Below are 11,168 nucleotides of genomic sequence, written 5' to 3' on the forward strand. Positions count from 1 at the left end.
GGCCTTCTTTGGTTACTTTCTTCGGCCAGGAAGAAAGTGACCCGCCTGCCGGGGCGGAATCCCGGCGCAGTGCAACGAAGAATCACCGGCAAAGGCAAGACAGTCCAAACGTCCGCTTCCAGCAACCACCAAAGACCGCAACGGGCCGATTGCCGTCGTAGTCAAGCGCCAATCAGTTCATAGGTCATGGGCAGCGCGAAGAACGGTAGAGCAACGCACATGAAAGACGACACCGATGCCGGCGGCATGGGCGACCTGGAAACGACGCAGCGCAAGCTGGTCTTGTGTACCTGCCGCTTGGCATCTTCCTGTTCGTGCTGCTGTTCCCGTTTTACTGGATGGGCATCACCTCGTTCAAGCCGAATGCGGAGTTGCTGTCGCGCGAAGGCAATCCGTTCTGGGTCATCAACCCGACGCTGGCGCATTTCCACAAGCTGCTGTTCGAGACGGCGTACCCGGAATGGCTGTGGAACACCGTGATCGTCTCGGTCACCGCCAGGGTGTTCTCGTTCTTCGTCGAGCACTGCGTCTCGGGCCTGACTGGCTCGGTCAAGGAGTGAGGCTTCAGTCCACCGGCACCAGCGCATCCAGCAGCAGATCGCAGGCCGGCGCCTGCGCGGGGGCGCCGAGCAAGGCGACGACCTGCGACGCCGGCATCGGCCGTGCGAAGAGGAAACCTTGCACTCGGTCGCATTTCAGCGTGGCCAGGAACTGCAATTGCTCGTCGTTCTCGACGCCTTCGGCGACGGTCGCGACACCGAGCGACTGCGCCATCGCAATGATGGCGCGGATGATCGCCGACGTGTCGGCGTTGCGGCCGATGTCGGCGGTGAAGGACTTGTCGATCTTGATCGCGTCGATCGGAAACTGCCGCAGGTGGCTGAGGCTGGAATAGCCGGTGCCGAAATCGTCCAGCGCGAGGCCGACGCCCAGGTCGTGCAACTGCCGCAGCGTGGCCAACGCGCCCTCGGCGTCCTGCATCAGCGCGGTCTCGGTCAACTCCAGTTCGAGCCGGTCCGCCGGCACGGCCGTTTCCAGCAGCGCCTGCGCCACCAGCAGCGGAATGTCGTGGCCGTCGAACTGGCGCGCCGACAGGTTGATCGCCATCACCAGCTCGGTGTGGCCTGCCGTGCGCCAGGCCTGCAGCTGTCGGCAAGCGGTTTGCAGCACCCATTCGCTGATCGGCGCGATCAGGCCCAGGTCTTCGGCCAGCGGAATGAAACGGTCGGGGCTGACCAGGCCCCATTCGGGATGCGGCCAGCGGATCAGCGCCTCGACGGCGAGCACGCGGCCGGTGGCGGTGGCTAGCTGCGGCTGGTAGTGCAACTCGAACTGCTGCGTCTCCACCGCGCGCCGCAAGGCGGCCTGCAGCTCGACGCGCTCGCGGGCCTGGGCGCCCATGTCGGGCGTGTAGCGCTGGAAACCGTTGCGGCCCAGCTCCTTCGTGCGCAGCATGGCCTCGCTGGCCTGCTGCAACAGGCTGTCGCCGTCGTCGCTGTCGTCCGGGAAGGTGCTGACGCCGACGCTGGCCGTCACGTCGACCGCCTGGCCGCCGATGCGCAGCGGCAGCGCCAGCGTGCGCACGATCTCCTCGGCAACCTGGCTGGCCCGCTCGGCGCGGTCCAGGTCGACCAGCAGCACGACGAACTCGTCGCCGCCGAGGCGGGCCACCGTGTCGCCCTCGCGCACGATGTCCTGCAGCCGCGCCGCCACCGCGCGCAGCAGCCGGTCGCCGGCGGCCTGGCCCAGGCTGTCGTTGATGTACTTGAAGCCGTCGATGTCGATGACCAGCACGGCCAGCGGATGTCCGGTGCGCCGCGCCTGGGCCAGCGCCTGCGCCATGCGGTCGTTCAGCAGCGTGCGGTTCGGCAGGCCGGTCAGCAGGTCCTGGTGCGCCATGTGGCGGATGCGCTGCTCGGCGCGCTGGCGCTCGATGGCCAGGCCGGCCAGGCGCGCCACCGCTTCGATGCAGTGCAGTTCGTTCGCCTGCGGGTTGCGCGGGCGGTCGGCATACATCGCGAAGGTGCCCAGCACCGTGCCCTTGTGCGACAGGATGGGCATCGACCAGCAAGCCCGCAGGCCGTGCTTGGCGGCCAGCGCCTGGCCGGCCAGCCAGCTGGGCTCCAGCGCGATGTCCTCGACGAAGACCGCGCCGTGACGCTGAACCGCCGCGCCGCAGGAACCGAAGTTGGCGATGGCGTGCAAGCCGTCGATGGCCTTGACGAAGTGCTCCGGCAGGCGTGCCGTGGCGCCGTGCCGCAGGTGCAGGCCATCCAGCAGCAGGATGGCGCCGGTGAGGCCTTCCAACTGGGCCTCGGCCCAGCGCACCAGGCGGTCGAGCACGCGCGGCAGCGGCGCCCGCGTCGCGATCAATTCGAGGATATCGCCTTGTTCATGCAGGGCATGCCGGGCCGACGCCAACTCCGAGTTGCGCTGCGCCAGCCGTGCGCTGTCGATTGCCAGGCACTGCAGCGAACGGGCCATTTCGGCCACTTCGTCGCTGCCCGGGATCAGGGTTTCCAGCGACGGGGCCGCCCCGGTGGCCGCCTGATCCCGCAAGTGACAGCTCAGGGCCTGCAGCCGATGCAGCAGGCGATGACCGATGACGAACGCCAGCGCCGCCCAGGCGGCAGCCAGGCCGGTGGCCACCAGCAGGCGGGAGTGCAGCGCCGCGACGCCGATGCCCAGTGCCAACAAGGCGAGCAGCGCCAGGCCCAGCACAAGGCGGCCCCGCAAGGACCACGGCAGGCTCCACCAGCGGCCGCGCACGCTATCGAAGGTCATCCACATGTCGAAGGCAGGAGTCAGTGGCCATGCGGGGCACGCGCCTCGCCTGGATCAGCTCAATGGCTCTTCGGCAGATCGGGGAACAACTTGAGTAGGCCTTGCCGCAGCACTTGTTCCCCTCGCCTTTCGTCAAGGCGCTCCATCCGCGCCCGTGGGTCGCCTCAATGCCCGGACGCACCTGAAGCGCCGATGCCGGTTTCCGAACGCACCTGCTGCGCCACGAACCCAGCGCGGTCCTGCGCCGCGCGCGGGCTCTTGTCGAGGATCGAGAACAGCCAGATGCCGACGAAGCCAATGGTCATCGAGAACAGCGCCGGCGACGCGTAGGGGAACAGTGCCGAGCCCTTCGGAAAACCGAGCGTCACTTCCCACACCGCCGGCGACACCAGCGTCAGCAGCACCGACGAGGCCAGGCCGAGGAAGCCGCCGATCACCGTGCCGCGCGTGGTGCAGTCCTTCCACAGCACCGACATCAGCAGCACCGGGAAGTTGGCCGAGGCCGCGATCGCAAAGGCCAGGCTGACCATGAAGGCGATGTTCTGCTTCTCGAAGGCAATGCCCAGCGCCACGGCAACGATGCCCAGACCGACGGTGGTGATGCGCGACACCTTCAACTCCGCCGCGCTGTCGGCCTTGCCTTTCTTGATCACCGTCGAATACAGGTCGTGCGAGACGGCCGATGCGCCGGACAGCGTGAGCCCGGCGACGACGGCCAGGATGGTCGCAAACGCCACCGCCGAGATGAAGCCCAGGAAGACGTTGCCTCCCACCGCGTTGGCCAGGTGGATCGCCGCCATGTTGCCGCCGCCGAGCAGGCCGCCCTTGGCGTCGAGGAACTCCGGGTTGGTCAGCACGTAGGTGATGGCACCGAAGCCGATGATGAAGGTCAGGATGTAGAAGTAGGCGATCCAGGTCGTGGCCCACAGCACCGATTTACGCGCCTCCTTGGCGTTAGGCACGGTGAAGAATCGCATCAGGATGTGCGGCAGACCGGCGGTGCCGAACATCAGCGCCATGCCGAAGCTGATGGCCGAGATCGGGTCCTTGATGAAGCCACCCGGGCCCATGATCGAGAAGCCCTGCGCAGCGGCCTCCGCCGGCGGCTTGCCGGCCGCTGCGGCGATGCCGGTCTTGACCTCCACCGCCTTGGCAAACATCGCCTCCGGGCTGAAGCCGAAGTTGTAGAGCACCATGAAGGCCATGAACGACGCACCGGCCAGCAGCAGGCAGGCCTTGATGATCTGCACCCAGGTGGTGGCGGTCATGCCGCCGAACAGCACGTAGACCATCATCAGCGCACCGACGATGACCACCGCGATCCAGTACTCCAGCCCGAACAGCAGCTTGATCAGCTGCCCGGCGCCGACCATCTGCGCGATCAGGTAGAAGGCCACGACGACCAGCGTGCCCGAGGCCGCGAACACCCGCACCGGCGTCTGCGAGAAGCGGAACGCGGCCACGTCGGCGAAGGTGAACTTGCCCAGGTTGCGCAGGCGCTCGGCCAGCAGAAAGGTCACCACCGGCCAGCCGACCAGGAAGCCGATGGAATAGATCAGCCCGTCGAAGCCGCCGATCATCACCGCCGCCGAGATGCCCAGGAACGACGCCGCCGACATGTAGTCGCCGGCAATCGCCAGGCCGTTCTGGAAGCCGGTGATGCCGCCGCCCGCGGTGTAGAAGTCGGCCGCCGATTTGGTCTTGGCCGCCGCCCACTTGGTGATGAACAGCGTGCCGACGACGAACACCGCGAACATGCTGATCGCCGTCCAGTTGGTAGCCTGCTTCTCCGCCTGGCCCAGGTCTGCGCCGGCGGCAAACGCCTCGCTGGCACAGGCCAGTAGCGCCAGTAGCGCGCTCAGGCCCAGCGCCTTCAATGTGATGGCGCGGCTCATGTCAGCGCCCGCTTGGCGATCTGTTCGGTCAAGCTGTCGTACTCGCTGTTCGCGCGCCGCACATAGATGCCGGTGATCACCACCGTGAAGACGATGACGGCCAGGCCGATCGGCATGCCAATGGTCGTGACGCCTTCGCCCAGCCGCGTGGCCAGCAGCGGTTTGTAGAAGGCCACCAGCAGGATGAAGCCGTAGTACACCAGCATCATCGCCAGCGTCAGCCACCAGCCGAAGCGCGTGCGCTTGGTCTTCAACTCCTGGTACTTCGGGTCGCTGAGGATGCGGGAGGTCAGGTCGGGTTCCATGGTCGGCTCCTTTGGGCGAGCGGGCTGCTGGCGCCTGTTGAAGGTAGCTTGCACAGGCGTCGACCAGCTTGATGCCGATCAACCGCGCCGTCGGTGTGCCAGCGCACATGTCGCCGCCGCTGATCCATGATGCGATATGCCCAACGCCTTCGACTTCTCGGCGTCGCCCTTCGATTGTCTCGACGACGACGAGCAGCGCCTGGTGCGCGACGCCGTCGACATCGCCTACTTCCGCGAGGGCGAGACGCTGCTGGCACCGGGCATCGAGCCGGCGCACCTGTTCATCGTCATCAAGGGCCATGTCCTGCAGGTCGATGCCGACGAGACGGTTGCCACCTATGGCCCGAAGGACTGCTTCGATGGCCGCTCGCTGGTGGCCGGGCGCGCCAGCAGCCGCTTCGTCGCCGCCGAAGAGGTGCTGGCCTACGCGCTGGCGAAATCCGCGGTCCATGCGCTGATCGCCCGCAACGCCACTTTCGGCGCGCTGCTGTTCTCCGACCTGTCGAACAAGCTCGGTGCGCTGGCGCAGCGCCACAGCGAACGCGAGATGCATGCGCTGACGATGTCGCCGGTGTCCGCGGCCTTCCTGCGCCCGGCGCATGTGGTCGATGGCGACACCCACATCGTCGCCGTCGCCACGCTGATGCAGGCCCAGCGCACCACCAGCGTGCTGGTGCGCGATGGCGCGCGGCTGGGCATCTTCACCAACACCGGGCTGCAGCGCGCCGTGGTCGACGGCCGGCCGCTGAATACGCTGCCGGTGCGCGACCTGGCGAGCTTCGCGCTGGTCTCGATCGCGCCCGACGCGCCGCTGTTCGACGCGCTGGCGCTGATGATTCAGCACCAGGTGCACCGGCTGGTCGTCGCCGACGGCGAGCACATCAGCGGGCTGCTCGAACAACTCGACTTGCTGAGTTTCCTGTCGAACCACTCCTACCTGATCACGGTGCAGATCGTGCAAGCGCGCGACCTCGAGGCGCTGTGTGCGCAGGCGCTGAAGATCACCCGCTTCGTCGCACTGCTGTACCGTGGCGGCACACGCATCGCCCAGATCGGCAAGTTGGTGCAGGCGCTGAATGCCAAGCTGTTCGAACGCACCTGGCAACTGGTGGCGCCGCCTGCGTTGCTGGCCGACAGCTGCCTTTTTGTCATGGGCAGCGAAGGGCGCGGCGAACAACTGCTGAAGACCGATCAGGACAATGGCTTGATCCTGCGCGATGGCGCGGCGATCAGCGACGCGGATGTCGCCGCGGCGTGCCAGCGCTTCTCGGCCGCGCTGCGCGACTTCGGCTACCCGGATTGCCCGGGCGGCATCATGGTCAGCAACCCGGCCTGGCGGCGCAGCGCCAGCGACTTCGCCAGCACCGTGCGCAGCTGGCTGTTGCGGCCCGAGCCGCAGGGCCTGATGGCGCTGGCGATCTTCATCGATGCACACGCCGTGGCCGGCGATGCCGCACTGCTGGCCGGCGTGCGCAGCGAGGTGGATCAGCTCATCAGCACCGACGACGCACTGCTCGGCCGCTTTGCCGCGGCGATCGACTCGTTCCCCGATGTCTCGGGCGGCTGGTGGAACCGGCTGCTGCTGGTCGGCGAGCAGGACAAGCAGACGCTGGACTTGAAGAAGGCCGGCATCTTCCCGATCGTGCACGGCGTGCGCAGCCTGGCGCTGCGCGAGCATGTGCAGGCCACCGGTACCGCGTCGCGGCTCGACGCCTTGGTTGCCAGCGGCCGCCTGAGCGCCGAATTGGCGACCGACCTGGCCGACAGCCTGCAGTTCCTGATGGGATTGAAGCTGAAAGCCGGCCTGGCTGAAATGGACCTGTCAGGCACGGTGAGCGGCGGCGTGCGCACCGACCGGCTCAGCAGCCTGGAGCGCGACCTGCTGAAGGACGCGCTGGCGGTGGTCAAGCGCTTCAAGGACCTGGTGCGCCACCAGTTTCATCTGGAGTCAGGATGAAGCTGCCCGGCTGGCAAGCCTTGCGCCGCGGCTGGCTGCTGTACCACCTGGCCGAACCGCACTTCGCCTTCATGTACGACGATCCGCCTGACCAGGAGTGGGTGGCACTGGACTGCGAGACCACCGGGCTGGATGTGCGCCGCGACCAGATCATCTCGATCGGCGCGGTGCGCATCGTCGGCAACCGCCTGCTGACCAGCCAGCGGCTGGAACTGCTGGTGCGGCCCGAACGTGCGTTGAAGGTCGACAGCATGCGCGTGCACCGGCTGCGCGAACAGGATGTCGCGCAGGGGCTGGACCCCGCGCCGGCGATGCGCCAGCTGCTCGACTTCATCGGCAGCCGGCCGCTCGTCGGCTACTACCTCGAATTTGACGTGGCCATGCTCAACCGCGAGATCTGGCCGCTGCTGGGCGTGCGCCTGCCGCAGCGCAAGATCGAAGTCTCTGCCATGTACTACGACTTCAAGAACCGCCAGCTGCCGGCCCACCAGCGCGGCGGCGCGATCGACCTGCGCTTCGCGACGATGATGAACGAGCTCGCGCTGCCGCTGCGCGAGGCCCACGATGCGCTGAACGATGCGGTGATGGCGGGGCTGGCGTTCTTGAAGTTGCGACGGCTGCTGGCCGGTGCCTGAACTGCGCGTTACCGGGTTCACCGACGGCCCTGGTACAAATGACCGATGCCCCCTGTGATGCCATCTGTCCGTCACGCCATCGCCCAGGCGCTGTTGGGCGAGACTTGTTCCGAGCTCGGCTGGGCATGAACACCGACACGGGCACCGCGCACGGCGGCGCTGCACTCGCGCCGCATGCCCACCGCATGACGCTGTGGGGCGCGCCCGATGCGGCCCGTTTTCCCCCCTTGTGCCCGAACTGCGGCAAGGCTGCAGCGAACAGCCTGCGCCTGGCGAAGGCCTTTCGCCGCGCGTCCGGGTCGGATACACCTGACAGCACCGTCGTGCTCTCGGTGACCGTGCCGTTCTGCGACGCCTGCATCGCGCGCCATCGCGCCGAGGTGCGATCGCCCGGCCTGGCATCGACGCTGCTGTCGAGTTTCAGCAGCGGCGACATGTTCGGTGCCGTGGGCTGCGCGGCGGCGGCGGTTTTCACCGGCTACCACGCGCTGGACGAGTTGCTGCAGGGCCGCTGGTCGCACTTCGGCGTGTTCGCTGGCCTCACGGCGCTGTTCGGCCTGATCGCGCGCTTTCAGGGCAGGCAGGCCTGGCACGACACCGAACACGCCAGGATCCCGGCACCGACCCGCGTGGCCCAGGCCTTCGACTACGGCGACAACGCGCCCGCGCCTTTCGAATCGCCGAAGTACGATTGCACGATGCGCGACGAACGGTTTGCCGCCGCCTTCAAGGCGCTGAACCGCGAGCGTGAGTTTGTGACCGGCAGCCCCGCGGCCCTGGCCGACACGCACCAGGCCCATCGGCAGACCTGGATCATCGGCATCGTGGTGGCCGCGCTCGCCTTGTATTTTCTTGTTCGCGACCATCTGAAGTCGTGAGCGTGACGCCGTGAGCGCGATGACGCACGACAAGATCGCCCGGGCCGTTCGGCTGCTGGCCGGTGCCAGCGCGCTGCTGTGGGCCGCCCTGGGGCTGGGCTGGTACACGGGCAGCCGCTGGGCCGTGGTGCTGTGGCCCTGGCCCGAAGTGCCGATGAGCTTCGTGCTGCTGGCATCGATGGCCGCGTTCATCGCCGTGGTCTGGGCCACGGTCGCGTGGAGCGGCGAGCTGGCGGCGCTCAGCGGCGCAGGGCTGAACATCGTCGTCGCCGGTGTGGGCCTCGGCGCGCACCTGGGGTTGCAGCGTCTCATCGGGCCGGCGCTGGTGATGTGGGGCGGCGCGGTGGTGGGTGCGTGGCTGTTGGCCTGGGCGCGCCGGCAGCCGATCCGCGATGCGCGCCTGACCCCCACCGCGGTGCGCTTCGGTTTTGTCGCCTTCACGCTGGCACTGGGCTTTGCCGGCGGTGCGCTGGTGCTTCAGCAGCAGGTGTTTCCGTGGCAGCTCCACCCCGCGAGCCTGCGGCTGATCGGTGCGCTGTTTCTCGGTGCGGCCGCTTACTTTGCGTATGCGGCTGCGCAGACCCGCTGGGTTCATGCGGCGCCGCCGCTGTGGGCCTTTCTGGCCTACGACGGCGTGCTGTGCGTGCCCTACCTACGACTGCTGGGTGGCGGGGCCGCCGCTGTCGACGACTACTATGGCGACGCGGCGGCCGTCAACATGACCAGCCTGTCGGTCTACCTGGCCGTGATCGGCAGCAGCGCGGCGCTGGCGCTGTACTGCCTGTTCTTCCACCCCGCCACGCGGCTGCTGAGACGACGCTAGGCGGGCTGCAGCGAAGCGCCACCGGAGCGCATCGCCTGGGTGCCGGTGAACGCAAAGTCAAGGGCCGGCACGCGGCCGCTCACGATGTCGGCTATCGCCCGGCCGGAGCCCGCCGCATGCGTCCAGCCCAGCGTGCCATGGCCGGTGTTCAGGAACAGGTTGTGGATCTTCGAGCGGCCGATGTATGGCACGTTCGACGGTGTCGCCGGTCGCAGCCCGGTCCAGTAGCGTGCATCGCGGCCATCACTCATCTCGGGGAACAGCTGCTGCACGCGGCGCACGATGGCCTCGCAGCGCAGCAGGTTCAGGCTGGTGTCGTAGCCGTTCAGCTCGGCCGTGCCGGCGATGCGCAATCGGTTGCCCAGGCGTGAGAAGACCAGCTTGTATTCGTCGTCGGTCAGCGACACCTGAAAGGCTTTGGCGGGGTCGAGCACCGGCAGCGTCACCGAGTAGCCCTTGGCCGGGTAGATGTTCAGCGAGAGGCCCAGCTCCCGCGCGAAGCCGGCGCTGAACGAGCCCAGGCACAGCACGAAGCGATCGGCCTTCAGCTCGCGGACGATGCCCTCGCTGCTGGCGATGCGCACGGCGGACAGTGTGTCGGCCTGCCGGGCCACACCGACGATGCGCGTGTCGTACAGGAAGACCACACCCGCTTCGGCGCAGCGCTGCGCGAGCTGCTGCGTGAACTGGTGCGCGTCGCCCGATTCGTCGCTGGGCGTCATGCTGCCGCCGACGATGCGGTCGCGGCATTGCGCCAGCGCCGGCTCGATCTGCACGCACTCGTCGGCGGTCTTCATGTCCAGCTCGCAACCGAACTCGCGCATCACGCGCGCCGGGGCCTGCGCGGCGTCGAATTCGGCCTGGCTGGTGTAGAAGTGAAGAATGCCCTGGCTGCGCTGGTCGTATTGCAACTGCGCGTCCTGGCGCAGCTGCTGCAGCGTGGCCCGGCTGTAGAGACCGAGGCTGACGATCTGGCGGATGTTGTGGCGCGTGCGCGCCGGCGTGCAGTTGCGCAGGAAGCCCAGGCCCCACAGCCATTGCCGCAGGTCGGGCCGCAGGCGGAACAGCAGCGGCGAGTCTTCCTGGCCCAGCCACTTCAGCACCTTCAGCGGCGCGCCCGGGTTGGCCCAGGGTTCGGCGTGCGAGACCGAGATCTGGCCGCCGTTGGCAAAACTGGTTTCCAGCCCGGCGGCGGGCTGGCGGTCGACAACGGTGACCTCATGGCCGGCCTGGCGCAGGAACCAGGCGGTGGTGATGCCGGTGACGCCGGCGCCGAGTACAAGGATCTTCATGCAGGACCTCTGGAGGGGTTCGTGGGCAACGAACGAGAGGTCCAGGCCACCGCCGCAGGAACTTGCAGGCAAGCGGGCACGAGACGATGGGCCAAGCCCTCTCGCGCCGCTCCCGCTGTCCTTGGTACCTGAGAGATTCAGCGCCTGTCGCGTGACAGGGGCCTTGCTCCTTCGGCGGAAGCCCCCCGAGTCAACGCGGTGCTTCGCTCTCCAGTGTCGGCAAATGTCGGAACCAGTACGGGGCCTGAGCGTGTATGGGAGGTTGCGCCTTCGGCGGCATGCGGGGCATGCGCTCTCCTGGATCCGGCGTGCAGTGTAGCGCCTACTCCTCCAGGCGGAAGGCCACCTTCAGCGTCACCTGGTAGTGCGCCACCTTGCCGTCGACCAGGTGGCCGCGGGTTTCCAGCACTTCGAACCAGTCCAGGTGGCGCAGCGACTTGGACGCCATTTCCACTGCGTTGCGGATCGCATCGTCGGTGCCGGTGGTCGAGGACCCCACCAGCTCCACCATCTTGTAAACATGGTCGGCCATGACAACTCCTTGTTTGTTGGGCTTAGAGTTCCTGCTTGTTGTCGGTGCCGACCTGGAAGCGGCCGGT

General features: G+C 67.7%; 9 protein-coding genes, 1 pseudogene and 1 riboswitch. Of the genes and pseudogenes, 5 read left to right on the forward strand and 5 right to left on the reverse strand.

Annotated features, from left to right (window positions below):
• Positions 1-246: 246 nt before the first annotated feature.
• Positions 247-497, forward strand: a pseudogene (locus tag VLK61_RS00835) (carbohydrate ABC transporter permease); the annotation flags it as partial.
• A gap of 67 nt (positions 498-564) precedes the next feature.
• Here the strand turns inward: VLK61_RS00835 and VLK61_RS00840 are convergent.
• From VLK61_RS00840 to VLK61_RS00850, 3 genes are all read right to left on the reverse strand, one after another.
• Positions 565-2,784 carry a putative bifunctional diguanylate cyclase/phosphodiesterase gene (locus VLK61_RS00840; RefSeq protein WP_325417307.1) on the reverse strand — a complete coding sequence of 740 codons (2,220 nt, stop codon included), beginning with the start codon at positions 2,782-2,784 and terminating at the stop codon, positions 565-567.
• 164 nt (positions 2,785-2,948) lie between these two features.
• Entirely contained in the window at positions 2,949-4,679 is a 1,731-nt protein-coding gene (locus tag VLK61_RS00845; RefSeq protein ID WP_325417309.1) for a cation acetate symporter, read from the reverse strand.
• A complete protein-coding gene (locus VLK61_RS00850; protein WP_325417311.1) occupies positions 4,676-4,984 on the reverse strand; it encodes a DUF485 domain-containing protein in 309 nt (102 codons plus the stop codon). The genes VLK61_RS00845 and VLK61_RS00850 overlap by 4 nt, the downstream gene beginning before the upstream one ends.
• A gap of 136 nt (positions 4,985-5,120) precedes the next feature.
• Here VLK61_RS00850 and VLK61_RS00855 point away from each other — a divergent pair, with 136 nt between their 5' ends.
• The 4 genes from VLK61_RS00855 to VLK61_RS00870 all read left to right on the forward strand — a co-directional run bounded on the left by VLK61_RS00855 (position 5,121) and on the right by VLK61_RS00870 (position 9,277).
• Entirely contained in the window at positions 5,121-6,941 is a 1,821-nt protein-coding gene (locus VLK61_RS00855) for a DUF294 nucleotidyltransferase-like domain-containing protein (protein WP_325417313.1), read from the forward strand.
• Positions 6,938-7,576, forward strand: a complete 639-nt coding sequence (locus VLK61_RS00860; protein WP_325417315.1) for a 3'-5' exonuclease — start codon at positions 6,938-6,940, stop codon at positions 7,574-7,576. Before VLK61_RS00855 ends, VLK61_RS00860 begins: the two co-directional genes overlap by 4 nt.
• A 125-nt stretch (positions 7,577-7,701) precedes the next feature.
• The gene (locus tag VLK61_RS00865; RefSeq protein ID WP_325417317.1) at positions 7,702-8,454 is read left to right on the forward strand and encodes a hypothetical protein; all 753 of its coding nucleotides are present in this window, start codon (positions 7,702-7,704) and stop codon (positions 8,452-8,454) included.
• Between the two features lie 19 nt (positions 8,455-8,473).
• Positions 8,474-9,277 carry a hypothetical protein gene (locus VLK61_RS00870; protein ID WP_325417319.1) on the forward strand — a complete coding sequence of 268 codons (804 nt, stop codon included), beginning with the start codon at positions 8,474-8,476 and terminating at the stop codon, positions 9,275-9,277.
• Here VLK61_RS00870 and VLK61_RS00875 read toward each other — a convergent pair.
• Positions 9,274-10,569, reverse strand: coding sequence for a D-amino acid dehydrogenase (locus VLK61_RS00875; protein WP_325417321.1), 1,296 nt, complete (start codon positions 10,567-10,569; stop codon positions 9,274-9,276). The two genes, VLK61_RS00870 and VLK61_RS00875, sit on opposite strands and share 4 nt — an antisense overlap.
• Before the next feature lie 223 nt (positions 10,570-10,792).
• A riboswitch (glycine riboswitch) is annotated at positions 10,793-10,879 on the reverse strand.
• A 12-nt stretch (positions 10,880-10,891) separates the two neighbouring features.
• The gene (locus VLK61_RS00880) at positions 10,892-11,101 is read right to left on the reverse strand and encodes a dodecin (protein WP_325417323.1); all 210 of its coding nucleotides are present in this window, start codon (positions 11,099-11,101) and stop codon (positions 10,892-10,894) included.
• Positions 11,102-11,168: the final 67 nt, after the last annotated feature.

This window comes from Aquabacterium sp., from assembly GCF_035476535.1.
GTDB lineage: Bacteria > Pseudomonadota > Gammaproteobacteria > Burkholderiales > Burkholderiaceae_C > Pseudaquabacterium.

Coding starts and splice junctions, on each gene's coding strand:
- VLK61_RS00870 (WP_325417319.1), top strand. CDS start 8,474: ATGACGCACGACAAGATCGCCCGGGCCGTTCGGCTGCTGGCCGGTGCC.
- VLK61_RS00840 (WP_325417307.1), bottom strand. CDS start 2,784: ATGACCTTCGATAGCGTGCGCGGCCGCTGGTGGAGCCTGCCGTGGTCC.
- VLK61_RS00850 (WP_325417311.1), bottom strand. CDS start 4,984: ATGGAACCCGACCTGACCTCCCGCATCCTCAGCGACCCGAAGTACCAG.
- VLK61_RS00860 (WP_325417315.1), top strand. CDS start 6,938: ATGAAGCTGCCCGGCTGGCAAGCCTTGCGCCGCGGCTGGCTGCTGTAC.
- VLK61_RS00865 (WP_325417317.1), top strand. CDS start 7,702: ATGAACACCGACACGGGCACCGCGCACGGCGGCGCTGCACTCGCGCCG.
- VLK61_RS00845 (WP_325417309.1), bottom strand. CDS start 4,679: ATGAGCCGCGCCATCACATTGAAGGCGCTGGGCCTGAGCGCGCTACTG.
- VLK61_RS00875 (WP_325417321.1), bottom strand. CDS start 10,569: ATGAAGATCCTTGTACTCGGCGCCGGCGTCACCGGCATCACCACCGCC.
- VLK61_RS00880 (WP_325417323.1), bottom strand. CDS start 11,101: ATGGCCGACCATGTTTACAAGATGGTGGAGCTGGTGGGGTCCTCGACC.
- VLK61_RS00855 (WP_325417313.1), top strand. CDS start 5,121: ATGCCCAACGCCTTCGACTTCTCGGCGTCGCCCTTCGATTGTCTCGAC.